Below are 26964 nucleotides of genomic sequence, written 5' to 3'. Positions count from 1 at the left end.
GGGTCACCGGACCGTGAAGAAGACCGAGTGCCAGCCGGTCGCGCCGTCCGGGGCCGGGGCGAGGCGCGCCTGGGGCTGGGTGGAGCCCGCCCGGTCGGTGGCGCGCGACTCGACGGTGTGACCGCCGGGCGGCAGGTCCAGCTCGACCCGCCACATGCGCCACGTCGAGCCGTTGACCTCGTCGGACAGGGTGGCGGTCCGCCACGGGCCGTTGTCGACGCGCACCTCGACCCGCTCGACGCCGGTGGGCTGGGCCCACGCCACGCCGGTGGCGACGACCCGGCCGGAGACCGCGGACCGGACCGCCGGGCGGTCGATCCGGGACATCACCTTCACCGGCGCCCGCCGCGCCCACCCGCGGTCCAGCCAGTAGCCGCGCCTGGCCTCGAAGGTGGTCAGCTCCAGGTCGACGACCCACTTCGTGGCCGAGACGTAGCCGTAGAGGCCGGGCACGACCAGGCGGGCCGGGAAGCCGTGCTCCAGCGGCAGCGGCTCGCCGTTCATGCCGAGGGCGATGAGCGCGCCGCGGTCCTCCTCCAGGACCACGTCGACCGGCGAGCCCGCCGTCCAGCCGTCGGCGCTGGTGGAGAACAGCTGGTCGGCGCCCTCCCGGACGCCCGCCTCCAGCAGCACGTCGCGCAGCGGCACGCCGACGAAGTTCGCGGTGGAGATGTAGGGCCCGCCGACCTCGTTGGACACGCAGACCATGGTGATCGTGCGTTCGACCAGGTCACGGCGGCGCAGGTCGTCGTAGCGGAGGGTGAGCTCGCGGTCGACCAGGCCGTGCACGCGCAGCGCCCAGTCCTCGGCGCGCACGCGCGGCACGCTCAGCGCGGTGTCGATCCGGTAGAAGTCGGCGTTCGGCGTGATGAAGGTGGGCGTGCCCTCGGCGGCGAAGTCCGCGCCCGGCGGGACGGGCGGCGCGGGCGAGGCCGGTTCGAGCGCGCCGACGGCCCCCCGTGACGCCTCGACGTCCACCCGGCCGCCGGCGAACCGGCCGACCAGGGCGGCGAGACCGGCGCCCGCGGCCGTCGCGCCCGAGGCGATGAGGAACGCGCGCCTGCCGGCCGCGGGGTCGATAGGGTCGAGGGCCTTGGCGTGCAGCCACCGGAACACCACCACGCCGGCGACCAGGGCCGCCACCGGCGCGAGGACGCCCAGTTGGCCCAGGTCGGGCCGGTGCAGCGCGGCGCCGACGCCGAGCAGGCCCAGGACGACGGCCAGGACCGTGCCCGGCAGTGGCGAGCGGCGCGACAGCAGGCCCGCGGCGACGGCCGCGACCAGCAGGACCACGGCCATGCCGAGCAGCAGCACGAGCTTGTCGTAGGTGCCGAAGGTCCGGACCGCGAAGTCCTTCAGCGCGCTCGGCGCGAGGTCGATCGCGGTGTTGCCCACCGCGAGGAACGGCGAGGCCGACGGGCCGACCACGCCCGCGACGAGGTGCCCGGCCGCGAGCGCGGCGGCCACGCCGAGGATTCCGATGAGGGCGGCGGTCGCACGGGTCACACCCTGATTCGACACCCTCGACCACCCGGTTCGCCGATTCCGTAAGCGGTCGGTAATCGTCCGCTCCCCCCCGGCGCTCAGCGCAGGGCGGCCCGCAACCGGTCCTCCTCGACCGACCAGTACCCGTGCTCCTCGCCGTCGACCAGGATCACCGGCACCCGGTCGCCGTACTCGGCGCGCAGCTCGCGGTCGGCGTCGACGTCCCGCACGTCCCAGGGCACGCCCAGCTCGCCGCAGATCCGCTCCAGGTCGGCCCTGGCCTGCTCGCAGGCGTGGCAGTCGACCCGGCTCATCAAGGTGACGTGGTGGCTCACGGGTTCAGGCTAGGGGTAGGCGCAGCCGGGCCCGCGCGAGCTTGCCCGTCGGCGAGTGCGGCAGCGCGTCGGCGAACTCGACCACGGTCGGCACCTTGAACTTCGCCAGCCGGCCGGCGCAGTGGTCCTTCACCACGTCCTCGGTGAGCTCCGCGCCGGCGGCGGGCACCACGACGACCTTCACCGACTCGCCGGTCCGCTCGTCCGGCACGCCGACCGCCGCCGCCTCGGCCACGCCCGACAGCTCGGCCAGCACCTGCTCGACCTCGTGCGGGTAGACGTTGAAGCCGTTGACGATGATCAGGTCGCCCGCCCGGTCGACCAGGTGCAGGTCGCCCTCGGCGTCGAGGTAGCCGACGTCGCCGGTGCGGAACCAGCCCTCGGCGTCGGGCCCGTGCGCGCCGTCCGGCCAGTAGCCGCCGAACAGGTTGTCCCCCTTGGCCGCGACCAGGCCGGTGCCGGGCTCGTCCTCGTCCTGGTCGAGCGGCCGGCCGTCGGTGTCGACCAGCCGGATCAGCACGCCGGGCAGCGCGCGGCCGACCGAGCCCGCCTTGGGCGCGCCGCCGGCCAGGGTGGTGGTCAGCACGGGGCCGGTCTCGGTCAGGCCGTAGCCCTCGTAGACGGGGAGGCCGACGGCGTCGCGCATGGCGTCCAGCAGGCCGGCCGCCAGCGGCGCCGCGCCGGAGGTGAACAGGCGCACCGTGGCCAGGTCCTCGCGGAGCCGTTCGACGGGCTTGGCCAGGATCGCCGCGTACATCGGCGGCACGCCGACCACCGTGGTCACCCGGTGCTCGCGGATCGCGGTCAACGCCTGGTCCGGGTCGAACCGCTCCAGCAGCACGGCCGTGGCGCCCGCGCCCGCCACCTGGAGCAGGCCGGGGCCCAGGCCGTAGACGTGGAACAGCGGCAGCGCCAGCAGCACCCGGTCGCCCGCCGTCACCGGCGCGGGGCGCAGGGACGCGCACTGGGCGACGTTGGCCAGCAGCGCCCGGTGCGACAGCATCGCGCCGCGCGGCGAGCCGGACGTGCCGGAGGTGTAGCCGAGCACGGCCAGGTCCTCGCCCGAGCCGATCGCGGCGAACTCCTCGCCCGGCTCCATCGACGGCGCGGGCAGCACCTCGACGTCCACGCCGCCGCCGTCGCCGACGAGCAGCTTCGCGCCGCTGTCGTCGATCAGGCGCCGCAGCTCGCGCGCCGGCTGGCCGGGCCCGGCGGGCACCAGCACGCCGCCCGCCCGCAGCACGCCGAACACGGCGACGCAGAACGGGGCGCCGGTGGGCAGCCGCACGACCACCCGGTCACCGGGTCGCACGCCCGCCCGGACGAGCCGGTGCGCCTCGCCGTCGACGGCGGCGTCGAACTCGGCCCAGGTGTGCTCGGTCGCGGTGGTCCGGCCGTCGGCGGTGGTGACATCCACCAGCGCGGCATGCTTGGGTCCACGGTGCGCGGAGGCGCGAACCAGGTCGGCGATGTTGCTTGCGGATGCGGTCAACGTGACCTCCTGGTGAACCACAGCGGACCTCAGCGCAGTCTGTCACGGGCGGGCGGCGTCACGCAGTGCCTCCGTCCGCGTCGCAGATTCGAGACCACTTGCCGCTACCTACTACGGAGTAACAACACGTATGCTGCCGGCACGGCGACTCTGTGGAGGTGCCGCGAGCCGATGACCGCAAGGGCACGCGAGAACTCCGTCCGAACCATCCGGACGCTCCGCTCGAAGTGGAGTGCGGGAGGGCAGTCCAGCACGATCGAGAGCGTGGAGAGCAACGCGGCCGAGGAGCCGTGGAACCTGGTCCGCGCCGCTCAGGGCGGCGACACGGACGCGTTCGGCGCGCTGTACGACCGGTACGTCGACGTGGTGTACCGCTACGTGCTCTTCCGGGTCGGCGACCGCACCCTGGCCGAGGACGTGACCAGCGAGACGTTCCTCCGCGCGCTGCGCAGCATCGGGTCCATCAGCTACCAGGGCCGCGACGTGGGCGCTTGGTTCGTCACGATCGCGCGGAACATCGTCTTCGACCACGTGAAGTCCAGCCGCTACCGGTTGGAGGTCACGACGGCCGAACTGGCGGACAACCGCGAGGTCACGGACGGTCCCGAGCAGGAAGTGCTGACCGACGCGACCAACGCCGAACTGCTCCGCTGTGTCGCCCAACTGGGTGACGACCAGCGCGAATGCATCACCCTCCGCTTCATCCAGGGCTTGTCCGTGGCGGAAACGGCCGCGAGGATGGGACGCAATGAGGGCGCCATCAAGGCCTTGCAGCACCGGGCGGTGCGCCGGTTGGCCCAACTGCTGCCCACCTGGCTGCGGTGAGATCACCGTCGCACCTGCCGGCGTGCGCGTAACCCCGGGACCTCCTGGTTCGTTGTCCTGGGCAGGAGCGCTCGAGACGTGCGGGATGGTTGGCCAAGCGGGATGGTAGGCAACGGGATGACGCCGCTGCGGCGGCACAGGCAGCGCGAGCGGTTCGCTCGCGCGGTCGACGCGCCTCCCGGGTCCGCGCCGCCCGAGGACGAGGAGCTCGCCGAGGAGCTGGCGGTGGTCGCCCTGCTGCGGGAAGCCGCAGTCACGACGGGGCCCGACGAGGCCGCCAAGGCGCGGATGCGGGCACGGGTGCTGGGCGCGGCCGAACCGCCGCCGACGAAGCTCTCCCGGCCCGTCCGGGAACGCCGCACCGGGGCCCGCGGTCGATTAGCGGTGGCCCTCGCCGCCGCGCTGTGCCTGCTGTTCTCGCTGGCCGGGATGAGCCTGCTGCTCAGCCGGGACGCGTTGCCGGGCGACGCGCTGTACGGCGTCAAGCGCACCGCCGAGTCCGCCTCGCTCGGCCTCACCTTCGGCGAGGAGTCGAAGGGCTACAAGCGCCTGGAGTTCGCCGCCGCGCGCGTCGCCGAGGTCGAGACCCTCGTCGACCGGTACCGCGAGTCCGGCGGCGGGCCGCTCGGCGGCTACCTGACCGCGTTGACGGACTTCGACGCCGACGCCGCGGCCGGTTCCCGCGCGCTCGCCGCGCTCGGCTCCGACTCGGACCGGCGCGTCCTGGAAGGGCTGCGCGACTGGGCCGACTCGCAGGCCGCGCGGCTGACCGGGCTGCGCGCGTCGCTGCCCGCCGAGGCCGCCGACCGCGCGGGCACGTCGCTGGACCTGCTCGACCGGATCGCCGACCGGGCGTCCGCGCTGCACGCCCGCGCCGACTGCGCGTCCGTGACGTCGGGGCAGGTCGACCAGGTCGGGCCGCTGCCCGCCGAGGACGAGTGCGCGCCGCCGCCCGCCGTCCCCGGCGCCTCGCCGAGCGACCTGCCGTCCGTGCCGCGGACCACCACCGCCGCCGCCGTCGCGCCCACCACCTCCGGTGACGTGCCCGGCGGCACGAGCACACCGGGTGACGTGCCGGGCACCACGGCCCCGTCCGCGCCGCCGGCGCCGACCACCACGACCCCCGGACCGGTGCCGCCGCTGCCCACGCTGACCCTCCCGTCGCTGCCGCTGCCCGGCCTCGGCGGCTGATCGCTACCCTGTCCCCATCGGACCGCGGGAGGCGCTGACGTGGTGAAAAGGCGTGTGGTGGAGGGCTCGGCGGAACGGGAGCGGCGTGCCGCGCTGGCCGGCGAGGCTTCGGCCGAGGCCGCGACGACGGTCGGGCCGTCCGGGAGCGCGCCCACCGACCTCACCGCCGCCGCCTTCTTCGACGTCGACAACACGATGATGATGGGCGCGTCGATCTTCCACTTCGCCCGGGGTCTCGCGGCCCGCAAGTACTTCAAGAACTCGGACCTGGCCGGGTTCGCGTGGCAGCAGCTCAAGTTCCGGGTCGGTGGCCGGGAGGACCCGCAGAGCGTGGCGGCGTCGCGCGAGCAGGCGCTCTCGTTCGTGGCGGGCCGGTCGGTGGCGGAGCTGATCTCGCTCGGCGAGGAGATCTACGACGAGCTGATGGCCGACCGGATCTGGGCGGGCACCCAGGCGTTGGCGCAGATGCACCTGGACGCCGGGCAGCGGGTGTGGCTGGTCACCGCGACACCGGTGGAGCTGGCGCAGATCATCGCCCGGCGGCTGGGCCTGACCGGCGCGCTGGGCACGGTGTCGGAGCACACGGACGGCATCTACACCGGCCGGTTGGTGGGCGACCTGCTGCACGGCCGGGCGAAGGCGCACGCGGTGCGGGCGCTGGCCGCGAAGGAAGGCCTGGACCTGCGCCGGTGCACGGCGTACTCGGACTCGGTGAACGACGTGCCGATGCTGTCGGTGGTCGGCACCGCGGTCGCGGTGAACCCGGACTCCGGCCTGCGCGAGACGGCCCGCAAGCGCGGCTGGGAGATCCGCGACTTCCGCACGGGCCGCAAGGCCGCGAAGATCGGCGTCCCGTCCGTCCTCGGCGCGGGCGCCCTGGCCGGCGCCGTGGCCGCCACCCTGGCCTACCGCCGCCGCGACCGCTGACGCGGGCGAGCTGTCCACCGGCACGCTCCCGACCGACCCGATCGTCGGTCCACTCCGGCAGACTCACAGCAGGGGTCCCCTCGCCGGGGACGCCTGCGTAGCCGTGGCCGGCCGGGGAGCACGTCGCGACGTCGGTGACTCCGGAAAGACATCGCCGAGCCGCCGTCGAGCAGGGGACGAAGCGGTTCGGTGCGGCGTGCCCGGCCGGCCTGGGTGATCCTGCGAAGCCGTGGTCAGCCGAGGAACACGTTGCGGCGTTGGGTGAGCAGCCGGTACAGGGTCTGCTGGATGGTCTCGCGCACCTGGTCGGTCAGGTTGAACACCAGCATCGGGTCGTCCGCCGCGTGCTCGCCGTAGACGTCGGTCCGGATCGGCTCGCCGAACTCGATGTACCACTTCGACGGCAGCGGGATCGCGCCGAGCGGGCCGAGGAACGGGAAGAACGGCGTCACCGGGAAGTAGGGGAAGCCGAACAGCCTGGCCAGCGCCTTGATGTCGCCGATCTTCGGGTAGATCTCCTCGGCGCCCACGATCGAGCACGGGATGATCGGCACGCCGGTGTTCAACGCCGCCGACACGAACCCGCCCCGGCCGAACCGCTGGAGCTTGTACCGGTCCTTGAACGGCTTGCCGATGCCCTTGAAGCCCTCCGGCCACACCCCGACCAGCTCACCCGACCTGAGCAGGCGCTCCGCGTCCGGGTTGCACGCCAGCGTCTGCCCCGACTTGCGCGCCAACGCGCCGAGCACCGGCGTCTTGAACACCAGGTCGGCGCCGAGCATCCGCAGGTGGCGGCGCTTCGGGTGGTCCGCGCGCACCGCGTAGGCGGTCATCGTGGCGTCCAGCGGCAGGGTGCCGGAGTGGTTGGCGACGATCAGCGCGCCGCCCTCGCCGGGGACGTTGTGCATCCCGATGGTCTCCACCCGGAACCACTTCTCGTACAGCGGCTTGAGCGGCGGCATCAGGACGTGGTCGGTCAGGTCCGGGTCGAAGCCGAACTCGTCCACCTCGTAGTCGCCCTGCACGCGCCTGCGGGCGAACGCCAGCAGCTCGGCCAGGCGCCGCTCCCAGCCCGCCGGCTCCTCGGCCGACGCCGGCTCGGGCGCGACCTCCGACGCGCGCTCCGCGGCGGCCTCCGACGCAGGGTCCGACGCGGCCGGTTCGGGCACGGGAACCGGTCCGGGAGCCTGGTCCGCGCCGCGCCGTCGCCGGGCCGCCTCCCGGTCCGCACCGTGCAACGGGATCACCCGTGCCTCTGCCACGTGCCACCTCCTCTGTCCGACCGCCGACGTCGTCTGATCGCCGACCCCGCCGACGTCACCGCCGGCGGAACCTGGCGGCCAGGTCGAGCACACCGCGCTCGACCGACGCCGCCATCCCTGGATCGATCACCGGGCGCAGCGCGCGCCCGCTCACGTAGTCGTCGAACGCCTGCTGGGTGGTCCACCTCGGGGTGAACCCGAACTCCCGCCTCAGCAGCGTCGTGTCCATCACCCGGCCCCAGTTCAGGAACCTCATCTGGTCCGGCGAGAAGTCCACCAGCCGGGCGCCGCGGAACAGCCGGCCCACCGTCGGCACCGCCGCGCTGGGCACGGGCAGGTTGACCCGGCCCGCCCGGCGGATGGCCTGCGACAGCATCAGCACGCCGGCGCCGCCCACGTTGTAGACGCCGGGCAGGTCGTGCAGCGTGGCCCGCTCCAGCACGGCCAGCGCGTCCTCGGCGTGCAGCAGCTGCACCCTGGCGTCGTACCCCATGACGGTCGGCACGACGGGCAGGGCGAAGTACCTGGTCAGGATCGTGTCGATGCGGGGGCCGATGAAGTTGCTGAACCGCAGCGCGGTGACGTCCACGTCCGGCCTGCGGCGCGCGAACCCGCGCACGTACCCCTCGACCTCGACCGCGTCCTTGGCGTACCCGCTGGACGGCAGGTCCTTGGGCCCCATGTCCTCGGTGAACACCGCCGGGTCGCGCGAGCTGGACCCGTACACCGCGCTGGTCGACTTCACCACCAGCTTGCGCACGTGCGGCGACTTCTGGCACGCGGCCAGCAGCTGCATCGTGCCGATGACGTTCATCTCCTTCATCACGGTCCGCCCGCTGGGGCCGGCCGGGTTCGCCGTGACCGACGCGTGCACGACCGTGTCGACCTGCGCGGTGGCGATGACCTTCGCGATGAGGGGGTTGCGGATGTCGGCGCGCACGAACTCGGCGCGGCCCATGCGGCGCAGCAGGTCGCGTGACGGCGGCTCGGTGTCGACGCCGAGCACGCGTTCGATGCCGGGGTCGGCCGCGAAGCGCGCGGCGAGGTGACCGCCGAGGTAGCGGCTGCAACCGGTGACGAGAACGACCTTGGGCGCCATGCGACTCCCTGTGCGGGTGGTGCGACTCGACGATGCTAACCGGGAACCGGCGCCGTGATCGGTCGCGGAACGTCCTCTTGACGCAGGTCACCGGCCTTCGCCGGGGAATCACCCGGATGGCGGGGCCGACCTGGGCGGCGTGGGACGAAGACACCGCCAGTCCCGCGACCGGTGCGGCCGGGGACTGGCGGTGCTAGAACCCGCAGGGGCTACTTGCCGCGCTTCCTGCGCTGGACCCGCGTCTTGCGCAGCAACTTGCGGTGCTTCTTCTTCGACATGCGCTTGCGGCGCTTCTTGATGACCGAGCCCATGCGGGTTCCTTCACTACTAGACGTTGGTGGTCTCCACGCGCCGGTGGAGACACCCGTCAAGTGGGCGCGCCGACACCAGGCACGAACGGCCTATGAGTTTACCCGGCGGCCCGATCGCGCCGTCACCCGGCGTCGAAGTAGGCGTTCCGCAGGTACTCGTTGACCGCCTTCTCCGGCACTCTGAACGACTTTCCCACGCGCACCGCCGTCAGCTCACCGGAGTGGACCAGGCGGTACACCGTCATCTTGGACACGCGCATCATCAGCGCGACCTCGGCGACCGTCATGAATCTGACTTGACCGAGCGACTTCTCCTCCGCAGGCATGGATCACCGCGTCCTTCGACACGCGTCGTGCCGTCGGCTTCCCCACCGACGGTTCGACACGCACGTGCTCCCTTGAGGGTAACGGGACGGGTGGGACTGGTGCGACGGCCAATGGCGGTATCAGCCCGCCTCGTGGCCCCGTCCCAGTTCCACCGAACGGTCGCGGGCCGCCTCGATGGCCGCCAGCATGGCCGCGCGCACCCCGTGCTTCTCCAGCTCGCGGATGGCCATGATGGTGGTGCCGGCGGGCGAGGTGACGGCCTCGCGCAGGATCACCGGGTGCTGGCCGCCCTCGTTCAGCATCGTCGCCGCGCCGACCGCCGACTGGATGATCAGCCGGCCGGCCAGGTCGCGCGGGATGCCGAGCAGGATGCCCGCGTCGATCATGGCCTCGACCAGGTAGAAGAAGTAGGCGGGGCCGGAGCCGGACAGCGCGGTGACGGCGTCCTGCTGGTTCTCCGGGACGCGGGCCACCTTGCCGACGGTCCCCAGCAGCTCCTCGACCAGGTTCAGGTGCTCGTCGGTGGCGTACCGGCCCGCCGAGATGGCGCTCATCGCCTCGCCGACGACCATCGGGGTGTTCGGCATGACCCGGACCACGGGGGTGCTGTCGGGCAGCCTGCGCTCGTACAGGGACGTCGGCAGGCCCGCGCACAGGGACACGACGAGCGTGCCGGGCTTGAGCACGGGTGCGAGCTCGTCCAGCAGCGGTTCGATGTCCTGCGGCTTGACCGCGACCACGAGGACGTCGGCCCGCTGGGCGGCGCCGGGCACGTCGAGGCCCTCCACCCCGTACCGCTCGGTCAGCGCGGCGGCCCGTTCCGGGTGCTTCTCGGTGAACAGCAGGTCATCGGCTTCGCGCCCGCCTTGGAGCAGCCCCGACAGCAGCGCTTCGCCGATCTTGCCGGCACCCAACACGGCGATGGTCGTCATGCGCCAAGCGTGCCACGCCGGCACAACCCGAATACCCGCAGGTCCCGCCCTCGCCGACCCCTCGAGACCCGTGAGTCCCGCGTTCACGCCGCGAGAGTCCCACGTCCAGGGCACCCGAGTTCAACGCTCAGGTCGCGGGCGTCAGCGCCAGCTGCCGCGCCTGGCACACGAGCCGCCCGGCCGAGTCGATCACCACGGCGTCCTCGTCGAACCACTGCCCGTGCACCGCGCTGCACGACACCCGCACGCGCAGCCACCCCGGCGCCGGGTTCGCCCGCAGCAACGCCGTCAGCTGCACGGTCGGCGACCACCCGAACCGGCCCAGGTTGAACGTCACCGGCATCGAGATGTCCCCGACGACCAGCGCGAAGTACGGGTCCGGCCGCTCGCCCAGCGGGCGCGCCCACAGCCGCAGCACCAGCGGGTCCCCGACCCGGCCGTTCAGGAACCCCGCGCCCGCCTGGTCCAGCCGCACGTCGCACACCGCGCCGAGCTTGTACACGCCGGCCGAGCCCATGGACGCCAGGTCGATCGCGTCCGGCGGCGGCGCGGCGGGCATGTCGGGCAGGTCGGCGTAGTCCGGCGCGGCCGTCGGCATCCGCCCGACCGTCACCACCGCCTCCACGCAGCTGCGCCCGCGCTGCTCCAGCGTCGACGTCACCACGGTCGCCGTCCGGCCCGCCTTGCGCACCTGGGTCCGCACCAGCACCGGCCCCACCTCGGGCGCGCGCAGGAACTGCGTGCTCACCGCCAGCGGCGCCAGGTCGTCCGACCCCGGCACGGCCGCCCGCGCGCTGTCCACCGCCGCCCGCGCGACCAGGGCCAGCAGGAACCCGCCGTGCGGTTTGGGGCCGACGGTCCACTCGGCGGGCAGGGAGGCGGTGTACGTGCCGTCGCCGAGGGGGCGGACCGCACTGGCTACCGAGAAGGACACAGGGCTCCTCACGAGCGGCTGACCAGCGAACGCAGGAAGAACGCGACGTTGGCCGGCCGCTCGGCCAGTCGGCGCGTCAGGTACCCGTACCACTGCCGCCCGTACGGCACGTAGACGCGCACGACGTGCCCCTCCGCCGCGAGGTGCCGCTGCTCGGCCGGCCGCACGCCGTGGAGCATCTGGAACTCGAAGTCGTCGACCGCCTTGCCGTACCAGCGGGCGCGTTCGGAGACGATCTCGATCAGGCGCGGGTCGTGGGTGGCGAACATCGGGTACCCGGAGCCGGCCAGCAGGGCGTTGGCGCAGCGCACGTAGTTGAGGTCGACCTCGTGCCGGTCGACGTGGGCCACCGACGGCGGTTCGGCGTACGCGCCCTTGCACAGCCGTACGCGCGTGCCCGCGAGGTCGCGCACGTCGTCCAGGGTGCGGCGCAGGTACGCCTGGAGCACCGCGCCCGTCGACGGCCAGTGGCGGCGCAGCTCGGCGAGCACGCGCAGGGTGGCGTCGGTGGTGGTGTGGTCCTCCATGTCGACGGTGACCGCGGTGCCCGCCTGCTCGGCCGCCGCGCACACGCGGGAGGCGTTGTCCAGCGCGAGCGTCTCGCCCGAGCGGAGGCCGACGGCGGACAGCTTCACGCTGACCTCGGCGTCCGCGGCGAGGCCCAGGTCGTGCAGCTGGTCGAGCAGCTCCAGGTAGGCGCGCACGGCCAGGTCGGCGGTGGCCCGGTCCGTGGTGTCCTCGCCGAGGTGGTCGAGGGTGACGCGCAGGCCGTCGCCGATCAGCCGGCCGGCGGTGTCGATCGCATCGGCGGTGGTCTCGCCCGCCACGAACCGGCGCACCACGTCACGGGTGACGGGGGCGGTCGCGACGAGCCGGCGCACCGCGTCGTTGCCCGCGGCGGCGAGGATCGACGTGCGCACCGGGTTCACGATCAAGACCCTAGCCGCTGACCCGCGGCGGAGCGGATGCGAGTTGGCACTCCGTCGACCTGAGCGTTCAACTCACGTGTTCCGAACGTAGGACACGCGCGTTCTGAACGTAGGACTCACGCGGCGTGGAGGTAGGACTCTCGCGGGGGTCAGAGGTGCAGGCGGGCGAACAGCAGGGACTCGGTCAGCAGTTCGGTCCGCTCGGCGGGGGTGCGGGCGCGGCGGGTGTTGACCTCCAGCACGACCTGCCCGGTGAAGCCCGTGCGGGTCAGCCGGCCCAGCAGCTCGCCGCACGGCTGGGTGCCGCGGCCGGGCACCAGGTGCTCGTCCTTGGGCAGGCCGGAGCCGTCGGCCAGGTGCACGTGGGTCAGCCCGTCGCCCATGCGCTTGGCCAGCTCCATCGCGTCCATGTGCGCCGCCGAGGCGTGCGACAGGTCCAGCGTGTAGTTCCGGTGGCCGACGTCGGTCGGGTCGATCGACGGCCGGAACGCCGTGACCTGCACCGACCGCCCCCGCCCGAGGGGGCGCCGCACCGGGAACATGTTCTCCACCGCGATGGCGACGCCGCTGTCGTCCTCCAGCGAGGCGACCAGGTCCGCGAACCCCTCCGCGTACCGCCGCTGCCACACGAACGGCGGGTGCAGCACGACCGTCCGCGCACCCAGGTCGCCGGCGGCCTGCACGCTGCGCCGCAGCCGCTCGGCCGGGTCCGGCGACCACACGCGCTGGCTGATCAGCAGGCACGGCGCGTGCACGGCCAGCACCGGCACCCCGTAGCGCTTCGACAGCCGCCGCACCGCGCTCACGTCCTGGCTCACGGGGTCGGCCCACACCATGACCTCGACCCCGTCGTACCCCAGCTCGGCCGCCGCCTCGAACGCGGCGCCCGCGGGCTGCGGCCACACGGCCGCAGTGGACAGCCCGACCGGGATCAAGAGTTCACCAGCAGCATCGCCGCCGGCGACACCGTCACGATCAACCCGACGAGCACCGCCAGGACGGTCGTCTGGAGGTCGTCGGCCCGGCGGATCTTGCGGACCATCATCACCAGGCCGACGGTCACCGCCAGGGCCACCACCAGCGCCGCGGGCGCGGCGGTGCGCCACAGGAAGTTGAAGCCGAGCCAGAGCGCCGCGCCACCGATCACGCCGGCGGCCAGCTGCCCGATCATGAGCAGCCACTCCTTGCCGGCCGAGCGGTCCGCGGGGCGCTCGTCCTCGTCGTCCTCGTCGAGGTCGCCCAGCCCGGCGGGCCCGTCGTCGTCGAGGTCCCGGCGCGCGAAGTCGCGGCTCGGGTAGTCGTCGTCCTCGTCTTCCTCGTCGAGGTCGACGTACGGGTGGAACGCGGTGCTCTCGCCCTCGACGGCCTCCTCCGGCTCGTCGTCGCCGAACCAGTCCTCGGCGGACTGGTCGGGCAGCGGGTCGGGCAGCCTCGGCGGCGCGGGCGGCACGATCAGCACCGACTCGGTCGGCAGCGACTCCAGCGGCACGTTCGGCGAGAGCTTGTCGGTGATGCGCGGCATCACCTCGGTGACCGGCTCGCGGACCGGCGGCTTCACCGCGGGCGGCGCGCCGGGCGGCACGGGCCGCACCACGTTCGTGCGCGACGCCTCGGGCTTGACCGGCGGTTTCGGCAGGGCGGACCGGGACGGCTCACCCTGGTAGTCCGCCACGATCGGCGGCACGACCCGGGTCTCCTCGGCGGGGTCCACCTCGGGCGCGCGTCTGCGCCCGGACTCCGCCTTCTTCGGCGGCTCGAGCCGGGAAGCGGGTGGTTCCAGCCGCGAGACCGGCGGTTCCAGGCGGGACACCGGCGGCTCGGGACGCGACACCGGCGGCACCGGCGGCTGGTAGGCGGTGCGCTCGGCCTCGACGGGACGCTGCCGCTGCGGCAACGGCGCGGGCGTCGACGGCGCCGGCGGCGGGGCGGGTGGCGGGGCGGGCGGCGGCTCGGACTCGTCGCGGATGGCGCGCAGCCGGCCGCTGTCGGAGTTGACCCGGTCGATGATGGCCTGCGGAGCGGTGTCCGAGGTCTCTTCGGCACGGCGCCGTCGCCGACGCGGCGTCACCTCGCCGGAGCCCGCGCCGTACTGGGCGAGCAACTCCGCGACGGTGCGCTGGGTCTGCTCCGACTCGCTCTCTCGACTCATCAACTCCACCGTGCCCCGTGGCGGTCAGTCCGTCCAGTGTCACCCGTCCGGCGGGTGCGATCCGGTGGGGTGTCCGGTTCCGAACCATTAGTGTGGTCCAGCCGACGCAGGATGACACCTTCCCGCAGTGCCCAGGGACAAATCTCCAGCTCGCCGAGTGACAGTGCTCGCATGGTGGCCTCCGCCACCAACGCGCCCGCCACCAGCTGGTGAGCCCGGCTCGCGCTCACCCCTTCGAGTTCCGCCAGGTCCGCCGCGGGCATCCGGGAGATGAACGCGATGAGCTGCCGCAGGCCCGAGTCGGTGAGCACGCGCCGCGCGTGCGGACCTGCCGACGACGGCGCGGCGCCGGTCAGCCTGGCCAGCGTGCGGAACGTCTTCGACGTCGCGACCACCCGATCGGGGGTCCCCACCCGGCGGAGCTTCTTCGCCACCGGCGCCAGCTGCTCGGCCAGCCACTCGGCGGTCTCGCCCACCTCGGCCCTGGTCGGCGGGTCGTGGCGGAACCGGGTCCGGGTCAGCCTGCCCGCGCCCAACGGCACCGAGAACGCCTCCTCCGGCTCCTCGTCCACGCCGACCGCCAGCTCCAGCGACCCGCCGCCGATGTCCAGGCACAGCAGCCTGCCCGCCGACCAGCCGTACCAGCGGCGCACCGCGAGGAACGTGTAGCGCGCCTCGTCCTCGCCGGTCAGCACCTGCAGGTCGACGCCGGTCTCGGCGCGCACCCGGTCCAGGACCTCGGCGGAGTTGCCCGCCTCGCGCACCGCGGACGTGGCGAACGCCATCAGGTCCTCGCAGCCCAGCCGCTCCGCCGCCGCCTTGGACGCGGCGACGGTGCGCACCAGCTGGTCGGCGCCCTCGCGCCCGAGCATCCCGACGCCGTCCAGCTGCTCCGCGAGGCGCAGCACGGACTTCTCCGAACTCATCGGCGTCGGGTGGGCACCACGATGAGCGTCCACCACCAAGAGGTGGACGGTGTTGGACCCGACATCAAGCACCCCTAGGCGCACGCGGTGCACCGTACCTGGTCGGGATGATCAGGATTCGAACTTGTATCCCAGTCCGCGCACGGTGACCAGGTACCGGGGCGCCGAGGGGTCGGGCTCGATCTTCGACCGCAGCCGCTTGACGTGCACGTCCAGGGTTTTCGTGTCGCCGACGTAGTCCGCGCCCCACACCCGGTCGATCAGTTGGCCGCGGGTCAGGACGCGGCCGACGTTGCGCAGCAGGTACTCCAGGAGGTCGAACTCCTTGAGCGGCAGGCTCACCTCGCCGCCGTCCACGGTCACCACGTGCCGCTCCACGTCCATCCGCACCGGCCCCGCCTCCAGGACCTGCGGCAGCAGCTCCTCGGACTCGCCGCCGCGCCGCAGCACGGCCCGGATGCGGGCGATCAGCTCCCGGGCCGAGTAGGGCTTGGTGACGTAGTCGTCCGCGCCCAGCTCCAGGCCCACGACCTTGTCGATCTCGCTGTCCCGCGCCGTGACCATGATCACCGGCACGGCGGAGCGGGCCCGCAGCTGCTTGCACACGTCCGTGCCGCTCATGCCGGGCAGCATGAGGTCGAGCAGCACGATGTCGGCGCCGTTGCGGTCGAACTCCTCCAACGCCTCCTGGCCGGTGGCCGCGAGCGCCGCGGTGAAGCCCTCCTTGCGCAGCAGGAAGGCGAGCGGATCGGCGAAGGACTCCTCGTCCTCCACGATGAGCACCCTGGTCACAGCTCTCCTCCGTGGTTGCTGCCCGCGCCGCTCGGCACGGGGCTCGCCAGCTCCTGCGCCGGCAGGTCCTGGGTGGGCTCGTCCTGGTCGGGATGAGCCGGGATGCGCAGCGTGAAGGTGGAGCCGGTGCCCGGCAGGCTCCACAGCTTCACCTCGCCGCCGTGGTTGTTGGCCACGTGCTTGACGATGGCGAGGCCGAGCCCGGTGCCGCCGGTGGCGCGCGACCTGGCCTTGTCGACCCGGTAGAAGCGCTCGAACACGCGGATCTGCTGGTCCTCGGCGATGCCGATGCCGCGGTCGGTGACGGCGATCTCGACGAAGCCGTCGACGAGCTTGCGGCTGACCGACACCGGGCTGCCCGGCGGCGAGTAGGCGACCGCGTTGTCCAGGAGGTTGCTCAGGGCCGTGACCAGCAACGTCCGGTCGCCCTCGACCTCCAGGCCGCTCGGCTCGTCGGTGGCGATCTCGATGCCCGCGGACTCGGCGGCGAGCCGGGAGCGGCCCATCGCCTCGTCGATGACCACGTCGACCTCGACCCGGCTGAGCTCCGGCAGCTTCTCCGCGCCCTGCAACCGCGACAGCGCGATCAGCTCGGTGACCAGCGTGCCCAGCCGGGTGGCCTCCTGCATGATCTTGGCGCTGAACCGGCGGACCTCCTCCTGGTCGTCCGCGGCGTCCAGCACCGCCTCGGCCAGCAGCGCGAGCGCGCCGACCGGGGTCTTCAGCTCGTGGCTGACGTTGGCGACGAAGTCGCGCCTCGTCGCCTCCAGCCGCACCGACTCGGACTCGTCGGTGGCGTCGACCACCACGAAGCCCTCGGTGAGCACCTTGACGGTGGCGTGCACGGCCTGCGGCTGGCGGCCCTTGATGACCTCCAGCGACGACAGGTCCACCGAGACCACCCCACCGCCGCCGCGGGCCATCTCGGCGGCGCGCCTGGCCCGGTCGTCCGCCCGGTTGTTGCGCACCACGCCCAGCTCCTCGGCCCGGGAGTTGTGCAGCACCACGTCACCGAAGGCGTTGAGCACGGCGATGCCGTCGGGGGACGAGTGGACGACCATGGCCATCAGGTCGGCGACGGTGAGCCCGCGCGGACGCGTGTCGCGGGCCCGCGCGGTGGTCCGTCCGGCGAGGAAAGCGACGCCGCCGATCAGCAGAGCGCCGATCGACAGGACGAGGTAACCCGTTGCGGTCACGAGCGCATCGTAAGCAGGTCAGGCGGGGTACGGCCTAGAGCTCAGGCCTGGTTCGTGACTCCTGCGACACCGTCCGGGACCGATGTTCTCCCGGCGGACGACCACCGTTCACCCAATCGTGTCCAATTGAGCCAGGTCTTGTTCGGACAGGTGCAGATCCGCGGAAGCCAGGTTCTCCTCCAGGTGACGAGTGGAGGACGTGCCGGGGATGAGCAGGACGTTCGGCGCGCGGTGCAGGAGCCACGCCAGCGCCACCTGGCGGTCGGTCGCGCCGTGCCTGGCGGCGACGTCGTTCAGGGTGTCGTGCTGCACGGGCGTGAACCCGCCGAGCGGGAAGAACGGCACGAACGCGATGCCGTCGGCGGTGGTGCGGTCGAGCAGCGCCTCGTGCTCGCGGTCGGTGACGTTGTAGAGGTTCTGCACGCACACCACCGGTGCGATCGACAGCGCCTGGTCCAGGTGGTGCTCGTGGACGTTGCTCAGGCCGAGGTCGCGGATCAGGCCCTGCTCGCGCAGCTCGGCGAGCACGGTGAACGGCTCCTCGACGGATTCGGGGTCCTGCTCGCCGCCGACGCGCAGGTTGACCACGTCGAGCCGGTCCAGGCCGAGGCGGCGCAGGTTGTCGTGCACGGCGTCGCGCAGCTGCCGAGGCTCCCGCGCGGTGACCCAGTCGGCGTCCGGTGTGCGGCGGTAGCCGACCTTCGTGACGATGGTCAGCTCCTCCGGGTAGGGGTGGAGCGCGGCCTTGATCAGCTCGTTGACCACGTGCGGGCCGTAGAAGTCGCTGGTGTCGACGTGGTCCACGCCCAGCTCGACGGCGCGGCGCAGGACGGCCTTGGCGTTCTCCGGGTCGGCGGGCGGGCCGAAGACGTGGGGCCCGGCGAGTTGCATCGCGCCGTACCCGACGCGCTTGAGGTTCAGCATGGTGTCCACGATCGCCGTCCGCCGTCGCCCCCGCCGGGATTGGCAGCTTGCTGCCATGCTCGACCCCATGGACGCGATGACCGTGGTGCGCGGCGAGGCCGAGCTGTACGAGCGGACGGCCCACCTGTTCACGGCGACCAGGAGCGAGCTGCTGTGCGCGGCGAACGCGCTGCGCACCTGGATGGGCACCCACCCGCGCAGCGGCATCGCGCAGCACCCGCCAGGCCTGCGGGTGCGCAAGCTGTTCCGGCTGAGCACCCTGCTCGACCCGCGGTGGGCGCACCACGCCCGGCACATGGCCGAGCACGGCGCGGACGTGCGGGTCAGCGCGCACGACGTGAACGAGACGATCGTGCTGGACGGCCGCGTGGTGATCCTGGCGGGCGACGAGTCGCACGGCGCGCGCAGCTACAGCGTGATCACGCAGCCCGAGGTCGTGCACGGCATCACGTCGCTGTTCGAGGCGGCGTGGCGGGCGGGCACCGAGCTGGCCGTGCACGAGGCGGAGATGGCCGAGCTGCGGGCGTTCATGCCCGGGGTGCTGGACGCGTTGAACGAGGGGTGGACGGACGAGACGGCGGCACGCGCGCTGGGGGTGTCCCTGCGCACGTACCGCCGTCGCGTGGCGGAGCTGATGGCCGCGCTCGGCGCCTCGTCCCGGTTCCAGGCCGGGGCCCGCGCCCACGAGCTCGGCCTGGTCTAGCGACCCTGGTTGGCGACGGCCTTGATGGCGTCGGCCGCCGCGTCCGGGTCGAGGTACTCGCCGCCCGGGTTGAGCGGCTTGAGCTCGTCGTCCAGGTCGTAGCGCAGCGGGATGCCGGTGGGGATGTTCAGGCCCGCGATGGCGTCGTCCGAGATCCCGTCGAGGTGCTTGACCAGGGCGCGCAGCGAGTTGCCGTGCGCGGCCACGAGCACCGTCCGGCCCGTGAGCAGGTCCGGCACGATCGCGGACTCCCAGTACGGGATCATCCGCTTGACCACGTCCAGCAGGCACTCGGTGAGCGGCAGGTCGGGGCCGAGGTCGGCGTAGCGGGGGTCGCTGTCCTGGCTGAACTCGGTGCCGGGCTCGATGGGCGGCGGCGGCGTGTCGTAGGAACGGCGCCAGAGCATGAACTGCTCCTCGCCGAACTCCTCCAGCGTCTGCTTCTTGTTCTTGCCCTGCAGCGCGCCGTAGTGCCGCTCGTTGAGCCGCCAGTCCCGGCGGACCGGGATCCAGTGCCGGTCGGCCGCGTCGAGGGCGAGGTTGGCGGTGCCGATGGCCCGCCGCAGCAGCGACGTGTGCACCACCTCCGGCAGCACGCCCGCTTCGCGCAGCAGCACGCCGCCGCGCTTCGCCTCGTTCACACCCTTCTCCGAGAGGGGCACGTCCACCCAACCGGTGAACAGGTTCTCCGCGTTCCAGACGCTCTCGCCGTGGCGGAGCAGCACCAGGGTTCCGACAGCCATGGGCGTCAGCCTGCCAGATGGGCCGGCCCGGCTCACGTCGGACCTTGATCGGTGCAGCCGACCGGGCGGGCCGGGCCCCTCCCGGGCCCGGCCCGAGGCCGGGTCAGCCGATGCCCTGCAGGTCCACGATCCCGCCGGTCAAACCGCCGAGCCCACCGGCCGCGCCGCTCGCGCCGCCGAGGCCGCCGGTCACCGGGCCGAGCACGCTCGTCAGGGCGCCCAGCAGGTCGGCGTGGGGGACGGCGTCCATCGCCCCGTACGTCCGCTCCGCGGCGGCGTCGGACGCGTTGGCGGCCGGGGAGGCCAGCAGGATGACGGCCGTGGCGCCGGCCGCGACGGCCAGCCTTCCGAGAATGCGCATGCGTGTGCTCTCCGATGTGTGGTTCCGATTCGCACCCGACATGGTTGTGCCCCGTGACCGACCCGGCGCGCCGAGTAGCCACGATCAACACCATCGAGTGACCGGACAGCGGAGAACCCCCGGCAGCCGCGATTCGCCGCCGGGGGGTCTCGCGAGCGCGAGTCAGGCAGACGCCTCGCGGGCGCGCAGGTCCTTGCGCAGGATCTTGCCCGCGGCCGACTTCGGGATCGTTTCGATGAACTCCACGACCCTCACCTTCTTGTGCGGGGCGACTCGGGAGGCCACGAACTCCATCACGGCGGCCTCGTCCAGGGCGGTGCCCGGCTGGCGGACGACGAAGGCCTTCGGCACCTCTTCGCCCTCCTCGTCGCGCACGCCGACCACGGCCGCGTCGGCGATCTCCGGGTGGGTCAGCAGCAGGGCCTCCAGCTCGGCCGGCGGCACCTGGTAGCCCTTGTACTTGATCAGCTCCTTGACCCGGTCGACGATGCTGACCAGGCCGTTCTCGTCGATGATCGCGACATCGCCGGTGTGCAGCCAGCCGTCCTCGTCGAGCGTGGCGGCGGTGGCTTCGGGGTTGTTCAGGTAGCCCTTCATGACGTTCGGGCCGCGGCACCACAGCTCGCCGCGCTCGCCGACGCCCACGTCCTCGCCGGTGGCCGGGTCGACGAAGCGGCACTCCATGTTCGGCGCGATGACGCCCACCGTGCCCACGGAGATGTCGTCGCGGCCGTCCGGGATCGCGTGGCTGACCGGGCTCATCTCGGTCATCCCGTAGCCCTGCGAGACGCGGCAGCCCAGGCGCTTGGCGACGATCGCCGCGAGGTCGACGTCCAGCGGCGCGGCGCCGGAGAAGATCGTGTCGATGCCGGACAGGTCGTACTGGTCGACCAGCGGGTGCTTGGCCAGGGCCACGGCGACCGGCGGCGCGATGTAGACGCGGTCGGTCCGGTGGTCCTGGATCACCCGCAGGAACTCGGGCAGGTCGAACTTCGGCAGCGTCACCACCGTCGCGCCGACGTGCAGGCCGTTGTTCATCAGCACCTGCATGCCGTAGATGTGGAAGAACGGCAGCACGGCGAGGATCTTCGTCTGCTCGCCGACCCGGAGCATCGGTCCGCACTGGACGATGTTCGCGACCAGGTTGCGGTGCGTGAGCATCACGCCCTTGGCCCGGCCGGTCGTCCCCGACGAGTACGGCAGCACGGCCACGTCGTGCGCCGGGTCGATCGACACCTCCGGCACCGGCTCGGTGTTCGCCAGCAACGCCGACAGGCTGGGGTAGCCCTCGGCGGCGTCCAGCACGACCACGTCGGAGATGCCCGCCTTCTCGGCGCCCGGCGCGGCGTTCGGCAGCAGCGCGGACACCGTGAACAGCATCTTCGCGCCGGCGTCGGCCAGCTGGTGCGCGACCTCGTCCGCCGTGTACAGGGCGTTGATGGTGGTCGCGGTGGCCCCCGCGCGCAGGATGCCGTGGAACACGACGGCGTAGTACGGGGTGTTCGGGCTGAGGATGCCGACGACGTCGCCCTTGCCGATCCCCCTGGCGGCCAGCGCGGCGGCCATGCGGTCGACCGCACCGGCCAGTTGGCGGTAGGTCAGCGACGCGCCCGAGCCGCCGTCGACCAGGGCCACCCGGTCGGCGCGCTCGCCGAGGTCGGCGAACAGCAACTCGTGCAGCGTGACGTCCGGGACCGCGACATCGGGGAACGGACTGCGGAAGACCATGCGGCTGCCTCACTCATCCAGGGGGCCGGGATCCCGCCATCGTGAGTCAAGCCACATCGCTGGTCAAGGCAGTCGTTCGTCGCGCTCCAGCGTTACTTAACTCGGCTAAGAACACCCGGATGGAGTAGTGCCGCCCCTTGTGGCGCCCACGGGGCATCTGCCAAGTTGGCAGGGTTCTCGCGGGTCGGCGCCCACGCACTCCGATCGGCCCGCGCGGCACCTCCGCGGTTCGCCATCCCCCCGTCGAACCGCGGCCCGCTCGGAGCCCGGGCTCCCCCCGCCCGGATCCACGTCAGCGGGGACCGACGCGGGGCGGCTTGAGCTCGCGACTCCCCCTCTCTCCCAAGCCGCCCCGCGCTCCGCGGCTCAGGGCGTGCTCGGCGGCGCGACGGGCGCGGCCCTCCGGCGACGCCGCCACCACAGGTAGCCGAACGCCGGCAGGCCCAGCACCACCGCGAACGGCAGCACGCCGCCCAGCACCACCAGCAGCCAGCCGAACGCGCCCACCAGCGCCTTCCAGCCACCGGCGAACGCTTCCAGGAAGTCGTTCTCGTCGTGCGCGACCACCGGCTCGCCGGTCGCGGAGATGACGACGGTCAGCGTCGCCATGGCGACCTGGCCGGTCACCGTCTCGTACCGGCGTTGCAGCGACTCCAGCTCGGACTGCCGCTTGGTCAGCTCGGCCTCGATGTCGGTGATCTCGGACGTGGTCGTGGCCCGGTCCAGCAGCCCCCGCACGCGTTCCACGCTGGCCCGCTGGTTGGCGAGCCGGGCCTCGATGTCCACCACCTGCTCGGTCACGTCCTCGGTCTGCAGCTCCCGCCTGCCGACCTCGACGCCGTCCAGCCCGGTGACCGCCCCCATCACCCGGTCCAGCCGGTCGCCGGGCACCTTCACCGTCACCGACGCCCGGCCGGGCTGCGACCGCTCCTGCGCCGAGTACCCGCCTTGCGCGATGACCAGGTCCTTGACCTGCGTCAACACCGCATCGGAGTCCGGTGCGCGCAACTCGACCGTCGCCGTGCGCACGAGCTGCCGGTTCTGCTGCGCCGACGTGCCGGCCCGCTCCGCCTCGCCCGTGGCCGCCGAGTCCTGCTTGGGCGTGCCGCCCGGCTGCGCCTCCTCCTGCGCGGGCGCAGGCGCCGCCTGGTCGGCCGACGACCCCGACGAGCTGCTCGCACCGCACCCCGCCAGCGCCAGCACCGCGAACGCGGCGACCACCAGCCCCACCCGTCTGCCCATGTGACCCTCCCTGGTTTCCGGTCACGGGTGGGACGGGGCGGGGGATCACCCCCGTTGCTCCCGGGCCATCACGATTCGGACACCAGGTGCCGGAACGCCTCGAGGTTGGCGAGCGACTCGCCGCGCGAGACCCGCCAGTCCCACTCCCGCTGGATGGCGCCGGCGAACCCGATCTCCAGCAACGTGTTGAAGTCGCCGTCGGCGGCCTCCACCACCTGCCCGAGCACGCGGTCCAGCTCGTCGGGCGTCACGGCGTGCGGCGCGATCCGGCCGACCAGGTAGATGTCGCCGGTCGTGTCGATCGTGTAGTGCACGCCGTACAGCTTGGCGTTGCGCCGCAACAGGAACCGGTAGACGTCTTCGTGCGCCTCGTCCGGTTTGCGGCACACGAACGCCTCCACCACCAGCGCGTGCCTGCCCACCACCAGCCAGCAGTTCGTCTGGAGCTTCTTCGTGCCGGGCAGGGTCACGAAGAACCGTCCCGGCTCCTTGCGGTCGTAGCGCAGCTCGCGGTCGTCCAGCGTCGACTTGATGACGTCGTCCAGGCTCAAGCGATGACCTCCTCGCGGAACACGTCCCGTGCTTCGGCGTACCCGGCCAGGAGTGAATCAGTCGTCCGGTCCCAGGAGAACCGGCGGGCGTGGCCGACGGCGTTGCTCGCCAGCTCCTCCCGGCACGCCGGGTTCAGCGCGATGGACGTCAGCACCCGCGCCCACGCGCCCGGTTCGTGGCTGTCCACCAACGCGCCGGACACCCAGTCGCGCACGGCCACCGGCAACCCGCCGACCGCCGCCGCGACCACCGGCGTCCCGCACGCCTGCGCCTCCAGCGCGACCAGCCCGAACGACTCGTTGTAGCTGGGCACCGCGACCACGTCGGCCGCGCGGTACACCCGCGCCAACGCCTCGCCGCCCTGCGGCGGCATGAACCGCACCACGTCGGAGATCCGCAGCTCGGCCGCCAACCGCACCAGCTCTTCGGGCGTCTTCATGCCCGATCCCGACGGACCGCCGACCACCAGCACGACCAGCCGCGCCCGCAGCCCGGGGTCGCGCGCCACCATCTCCGCCGCCGCCCGCAACAGCACGTCCGGCGCCTTCAACGGCTGGATGCGCCCCACGAAGGCCAGCACGACCGACTCCGGCCGCAACCCCAGTGCCGCCCGCGCCCCGTCCCGGTCACCGGGCGTGAACCGCTCCAGGTCCACCCCCGGCGGCACGACCAGCACCTTCGACGGGTCCGCGTCGTACAGCTTGACCAGCTCGGCCGCCTCGACGTCGGTGTTGGCCACCAGCCGGTCCGCTTCCGCGACGACCTGCTCCTCGCCGATGACCCGCATCCGGGGCTCCGGTGTGTCGTCGGCCGCCAGCGCCAGGTTCTTCACCTTCGCCAGCGTGTGCGCCGTGTGCACCAGCGGCACCGCCCACCGCTCCCGCGCCAACCACCCGACCTGCCCCGACAGCCAGTAGTGCGAGTGCACGACGTCGTAGTGCCCGGGCTCGTGCCGCGCCTCCGCCCGCAGCACCCCGGCGGTGAACGCGCAGAGCTGACCGGGCAGTTCTTCCTTGCCCAACCCTTCGAACGGCCCCGCGACCACGTGCCGCACCTTCACGCCGGGCGCGAGCTCGGCCACCGGCGGCAACTCCGAGGACGTCGCCCGGGTGAAGATCTCCACCGCGATCCCCCGCCGCGCCATCCGGGTGGCGGTCTCCACGATGTAGACGTTCATCCCACCGGCGTCGCCCGTGCCGGGCTGCTCCAGCGGTGACGTGTGCACCGACAGCACCGCGACCCGCTTCACCGCGACACCTCCGCGACGAACCGCCCGAGGTCGGCCGCGAACCGCTCCGGCCGTTCCAGGAACGGCGAGTGTCCGATTCCGTCGTAGCGGCGCAAGTCGGCTCCGGGGATCAGGGCCGCCGCGTACTCACCGGCGGCCGGGTCGACCACCTCGTCGGCGGTGCCGTGCACGACCAGTGTCGGCTTGTCGACCGCCTTCAGCACGACGGCGCTGTCCACCTCGCGCCGGAACACCTCGCGCCGGACCCACGGCGGCACCCGCAACGCCGTGCCCACCATCCGCTGCACCACGTCACCGGCCAACCCGGGCGCCTGGTCGCGGCAGAAGTCCGTCAACGCCGGCACCGCCACCGCGGGGTCGTCGGAGAACGCCGCGGGCAACACCGCCTTCATCACCCGCCCGGTGACCGCGCCGGGCCTGTCCCGCCCCAACTCGGTGACCGCCCCGACCAGCACCACCCCGCTGATCCCGGCCGTGCCGTGACAACGCAGGTAGTCGGCGATCACCACCCCGCCGTACGACCACCCCACCACCACCGCGGGCCGTCCGACGTGGTCGAGGACGGCCTTCAGATCGGCCGCCCAGGCCGCCGATTCCCGATACCCGTTCCGGGCGACTTCCGACGCCCCGTGACCACGCAGGTCCACCGCGTAACTGCGCAACGACGGCTGAAGCGGCCACACCTCCCCCGACTGCGCCCATCCGTGCACCAGCACGACCGCGGGGGCGTCGTCAGGGCCCGACTCGCGAACCGACAGCCGGACGCCCTCGGCGTCGAGGAGAGTGTTCCGCACGACTTACGACAACGCGGAAATCATCCCACCACTTCCCGCGCAAGCGATTTTGCGCCATCGACCACACCGCACGACCAGCCCTTGATCACCCGATAGGCCACATCTTGATCAACCGGTCGTCACTTCGATCACCGAAACACGCCCACAACGGCCCCGCCACCACCCCCGCAGAGGCCCGATTTGACATGGGTTCGGGTGCTTTAGGCTGGACGAAGCCGGCAGGCCCGGCGGGACGCTTTACCCCGCCCGGCCTGCCGGCTTTGGCCTGCCTGGAGTGCCCGTAAGGGCCCCATGTCAAATCGAGCCGGACCTGGCACCGCGCCTTCGATCCGCCCCGGCACCGCCACCGAACGTCACAGAGCGGACATCGTCTGCCACTGCGCCCACGGAATCTGCCAGTCGTACCAGTCGAACTGCGCCGGCAACGTCATGCTCGCCCCGGTCACCTCGACGGGATCACCGACCATCGCGCTGTCGTAGTAGGCCTTGGCGTCGGCCTCCAACAGGTTCGCGCAGCCGTGCGACGAGTTGACCTTGCCGATGTTCGCCGCGTTGTCGTTGTTCTCGTGGATGAACTCGCCGTGGTTGGAGAACCGCACCGACCACTTCTTGACCACGTTGGTGTAGCCGTACTGGGGGTTGTCGAAGCTCCACGTGTCGAACTTCTGCATCACCACGAACGTGCCGTTCGGCGTGTTCAGCGCCGGGTCGTCGTCCTTGCCGAACGACGCCGGGTAGGTCGCCACGGTCTGCCCGTCACGCTGCACGACCAGCTGGTGCGACGGCGTGTCGATCTTCACGACCTGGTTGCGGCCGATGGTGAAGTCGCTGGTCACGTCCGCGCGGCCGAACGCGCCGCCGCCGTAGGCCACGCCGTACAGCTTGGCCTCGACGTGGATCTGCGTGTTGGCGGGCCAGTACTTCTCCGGCCGGTAGTGGACCTCGCGCGAGTTCAGCCACGCCCAGCTGCCCTGGACGCCGGCGGAGTTCGTCACCGTCAACGCCTTCTGCACCGTCGCCCGGTCGGAGACGTCGGCGTCGAACTCGACCTTGATGGGCACGGCCACGCCCATGGTGTCGTTGTCGCCGGGGAACAGCGTCGCGCGCACCTGGGAAGCGGGGTTCAGGGTGGTGAACCCGCCTTTCAGGTCGACGGGCCGCCCGTCCGTCCCGGTCGCCCGGCCCGCGTACGCGTACGCCTTGCCGAACCCGAGGGGCTCCGTGCTGGCCCACGACTTCTTGTCCTCGGCGAGCTTGCCCGCGACGGCCTGGCCCTCGGGGTTGGTGACCGTGACCTGGTCGATCGTCCCCTCGGCCACGGTGACCTGCACCGGCACGTTGACCGGGGCATCGACCGCGCCGTCCGCGGGCGCGGTGGTGAACTTGGCCACGGGCGGGTTGTCGCCGCCGACCGGTTTGGCCGTGCCCGTTTCCACCTTCGCCGAGCAGCCCGCCACCAGGGCCAAGCCGAGCAGCAGAGCCGCCACTGTCCTGTGCACGTTACGACCTCCTGATCGAAGGACGTCCCACCCGACTCCCGGTGCGAGTGATCCGCG

28 protein-coding genes are annotated in these 26964 nt (G+C 72.6%); 4 read left to right on the top strand and 24 right to left on the bottom strand.

What is annotated here, in order from left to right; translation table 11 throughout:
* Window positions 1-3: 3 nt before the first annotated feature.
* From EDD40_RS25370 to EDD40_RS25360, 3 genes are all read right to left on the bottom strand, one after another.
* Complete coding sequence (locus EDD40_RS25370) at window positions 4-1506, bottom strand: molybdopterin-dependent oxidoreductase (protein ID WP_123745157.1); 1503 nt, start codon at window positions 1504-1506, stop codon at window positions 4-6.
* Between the two features lie 77 nt (window positions 1507-1583).
* Window positions 1584-1820 (bottom strand): glutaredoxin family protein, encoded by a 237-nt coding sequence (locus EDD40_RS25365; protein ID WP_201437781.1) that lies wholly within the window; start codon window positions 1818-1820, stop codon window positions 1584-1586.
* Between the two features lie 4 nt (window positions 1821-1824).
* Window positions 1825-3312: a class I adenylate-forming enzyme family protein gene (locus EDD40_RS25360; protein ID WP_123748273.1), complete on the bottom strand. Its 1488-nt coding sequence runs from the start codon at window positions 3310-3312 to the stop codon at window positions 1825-1827.
* 171 nt (window positions 3313-3483) lie between these two features.
* Here EDD40_RS25360 and EDD40_RS25355 point away from each other — a divergent pair, with 171 nt between their 5' ends.
* The 3 genes from EDD40_RS25355 to EDD40_RS25345 all read left to right on the top strand — a co-directional run bounded on the left by EDD40_RS25355 (window position 3484) and on the right by EDD40_RS25345 (window position 6255).
* Window positions 3484-4137: a sigma-70 family RNA polymerase sigma factor gene (locus EDD40_RS25355; RefSeq protein WP_123745155.1), complete on the top strand. Its 654-nt coding sequence runs from the start codon at window positions 3484-3486 to the stop codon at window positions 4135-4137.
* A gap of 102 nt (window positions 4138-4239) precedes the next feature.
* Complete coding sequence (locus EDD40_RS25350) at window positions 4240-5328, top strand: DUF5667 domain-containing protein (RefSeq protein WP_148088909.1); 1089 nt, start codon at window positions 4240-4242, stop codon at window positions 5326-5328.
* Window positions 5329-5367: 39 nt separating this feature from the next.
* Window positions 5368-6255, top strand: a complete 888-nt coding sequence (locus EDD40_RS25345; protein ID WP_123745153.1) for an HAD family hydrolase — start codon at window positions 5368-5370, stop codon at window positions 6253-6255.
* A gap of 233 nt (window positions 6256-6488) precedes the next feature.
* Here EDD40_RS25345 and EDD40_RS25340 read toward each other — a convergent pair whose 3' ends face one another.
* The 13 genes from EDD40_RS25340 to EDD40_RS25280 form a co-directional block, all read right to left on the bottom strand.
* Window positions 6489-7517 carry a lysophospholipid acyltransferase family protein gene (locus tag EDD40_RS25340; protein WP_123745152.1) on the bottom strand — a complete coding sequence of 343 codons (1029 nt, stop codon included), beginning with the start codon at window positions 7515-7517 and terminating at the stop codon, window positions 6489-6491.
* 55 nt (window positions 7518-7572) lie between these two features.
* Window positions 7573-8616, bottom strand: coding sequence for an NAD-dependent epimerase/dehydratase family protein (locus tag EDD40_RS25335; protein WP_123745151.1), 1044 nt, complete (start codon window positions 8614-8616; stop codon window positions 7573-7575).
* Between the two features lie 209 nt (window positions 8617-8825).
* Window positions 8826-8927, bottom strand: a complete 102-nt coding sequence (locus EDD40_RS25330; protein ID WP_015105422.1) for a 30S ribosomal protein bS22 — start codon at window positions 8925-8927, stop codon at window positions 8826-8828.
* A 122-nt stretch (window positions 8928-9049) separates the two neighbouring features.
* Window positions 9050-9253, bottom strand: a complete 204-nt coding sequence (locus EDD40_RS25325) for a helix-turn-helix domain-containing protein (RefSeq protein WP_123745150.1) — start codon at window positions 9251-9253, stop codon at window positions 9050-9052.
* A gap of 120 nt (window positions 9254-9373) precedes the next feature.
* Entirely contained in the window at window positions 9374-10186 is an 813-nt protein-coding gene (gene proC / locus EDD40_RS25320) for a pyrroline-5-carboxylate reductase (protein ID WP_123745149.1), read from the bottom strand.
* A 127-nt stretch (window positions 10187-10313) separates the two neighbouring features.
* On the bottom strand, window positions 10314-11120 hold the full coding sequence (locus tag EDD40_RS25315; RefSeq protein ID WP_123745148.1) for a thioesterase family protein: 807 nt from the start codon (window positions 11118-11120) through the stop codon (window positions 10314-10316).
* 8 nt (window positions 11121-11128) lie between these two features.
* A complete protein-coding gene (locus EDD40_RS25310) occupies window positions 11129-12049 on the bottom strand; it encodes a proline dehydrogenase family protein (RefSeq protein WP_123748272.1) in 921 nt (306 codons plus the stop codon).
* A gap of 149 nt (window positions 12050-12198) precedes the next feature.
* The gene (locus EDD40_RS25305; protein ID WP_123745147.1) at window positions 12199-12984 is read right to left on the bottom strand and encodes a sugar phosphate isomerase/epimerase family protein; all 786 of its coding nucleotides are present in this window, start codon (window positions 12982-12984) and stop codon (window positions 12199-12201) included.
* The gene (locus tag EDD40_RS42720) at window positions 12981-14198 is read right to left on the bottom strand and encodes a hypothetical protein (protein ID WP_211348238.1); all 1218 of its coding nucleotides are present in this window, start codon (window positions 14196-14198) and stop codon (window positions 12981-12983) included. Before EDD40_RS42720 ends, EDD40_RS25305 begins: the two co-directional genes overlap by 4 nt.
* A complete protein-coding gene (locus EDD40_RS25295) occupies window positions 14198-15208 on the bottom strand; it encodes a Ppx/GppA phosphatase family protein (RefSeq protein WP_123748271.1) in 1011 nt (336 codons plus the stop codon). The genes EDD40_RS42720 and EDD40_RS25295 overlap by 1 nt, the downstream gene beginning before the upstream one ends.
* 27 nt (window positions 15209-15235) lie before the next feature.
* Window positions 15236-15916 carry a response regulator transcription factor gene (locus EDD40_RS25290; RefSeq protein WP_123745146.1) on the bottom strand — a complete coding sequence of 227 codons (681 nt, stop codon included), beginning with the start codon at window positions 15914-15916 and terminating at the stop codon, window positions 15236-15238.
* Window positions 15913-17112: a sensor histidine kinase gene (locus tag EDD40_RS25285; RefSeq protein WP_123745145.1), complete on the bottom strand. Its 1200-nt coding sequence runs from the start codon at window positions 17110-17112 to the stop codon at window positions 15913-15915. The genes EDD40_RS25290 and EDD40_RS25285 overlap by 4 nt, the downstream gene beginning before the upstream one ends.
* A gap of 108 nt (window positions 17113-17220) precedes the next feature.
* Window positions 17221-18036: an oxidoreductase gene (locus tag EDD40_RS25280; protein ID WP_123748269.1), complete on the bottom strand. Its 816-nt coding sequence runs from the start codon at window positions 18034-18036 to the stop codon at window positions 17221-17223.
* A gap of 55 nt (window positions 18037-18091) precedes the next feature.
* On the opposite strand from EDD40_RS25280, the gene EDD40_RS25275 reads away from it, so the two are divergent.
* Window positions 18092-18739 carry a helix-turn-helix domain-containing protein gene (locus tag EDD40_RS25275; protein WP_246037807.1) on the top strand — a complete coding sequence of 216 codons (648 nt, stop codon included), beginning with the start codon at window positions 18092-18094 and terminating at the stop codon, window positions 18737-18739.
* On the opposite strand, the gene EDD40_RS25270 is transcribed toward EDD40_RS25275, so the two are convergent.
* The 8 genes from EDD40_RS25270 to EDD40_RS25235 form a co-directional block, all read right to left on the bottom strand.
* Window positions 18736-19482 (bottom strand): phosphoglyceromutase, encoded by a 747-nt coding sequence (locus EDD40_RS25270; RefSeq protein ID WP_123745144.1) that lies wholly within the window; start codon window positions 19480-19482, stop codon window positions 18736-18738. The two genes, EDD40_RS25275 and EDD40_RS25270, sit on opposite strands and share 4 nt — an antisense overlap.
* Window positions 19483-19585: 103 nt before the next feature.
* Entirely contained in the window at window positions 19586-19843 is a 258-nt protein-coding gene (locus tag EDD40_RS25265; RefSeq protein ID WP_123745143.1) for a hypothetical protein, read from the bottom strand.
* Window positions 19844-20005: 162 nt separating this feature from the next.
* Window positions 20006-21571: a 4-coumarate--CoA ligase family protein gene (locus EDD40_RS25260; protein ID WP_123745142.1), complete on the bottom strand. Its 1566-nt coding sequence runs from the start codon at window positions 21569-21571 to the stop codon at window positions 20006-20008.
* A 366-nt stretch (window positions 21572-21937) separates the two neighbouring features.
* Window positions 21938-22813, bottom strand: coding sequence for a DUF4349 domain-containing protein (locus EDD40_RS25255; RefSeq protein ID WP_123745141.1), 876 nt, complete (start codon window positions 22811-22813; stop codon window positions 21938-21940).
* Between the two features lie 68 nt (window positions 22814-22881).
* Complete coding sequence (locus EDD40_RS25250; protein ID WP_123745140.1) at window positions 22882-23364, bottom strand: type III secretion system chaperone family protein; 483 nt, start codon at window positions 23362-23364, stop codon at window positions 22882-22884.
* Window positions 23361-24614 (bottom strand): D-inositol-3-phosphate glycosyltransferase, encoded by a 1254-nt coding sequence (gene mshA / locus EDD40_RS25245; RefSeq protein ID WP_123745139.1) that lies wholly within the window; start codon window positions 24612-24614, stop codon window positions 23361-23363. Before mshA ends, EDD40_RS25250 begins: the two co-directional genes overlap by 4 nt.
* Window positions 24611-25408 (bottom strand): alpha/beta fold hydrolase, encoded by a 798-nt coding sequence (locus EDD40_RS25240; protein ID WP_123745138.1) that lies wholly within the window; start codon window positions 25406-25408, stop codon window positions 24611-24613. Before EDD40_RS25240 ends, mshA begins: the two co-directional genes overlap by 4 nt.
* A 353-nt stretch (window positions 25409-25761) precedes the next feature.
* Window positions 25762-26907 carry a L,D-transpeptidase gene (locus EDD40_RS25235; RefSeq protein WP_123745137.1) on the bottom strand — a complete coding sequence of 382 codons (1146 nt, stop codon included), beginning with the start codon at window positions 26905-26907 and terminating at the stop codon, window positions 25762-25764.
* Between the last annotated feature and the right edge of the window lie 57 nt (window positions 26908-26964).

Source organism: Saccharothrix texasensis, assembly GCF_003752005.1.
GTDB lineage: Bacteria > Actinomycetota > Actinomycetes > Mycobacteriales > Pseudonocardiaceae > Actinosynnema > Actinosynnema texasense.
This window is presented reverse-complemented; position numbering and strand designations above follow the sequence as displayed.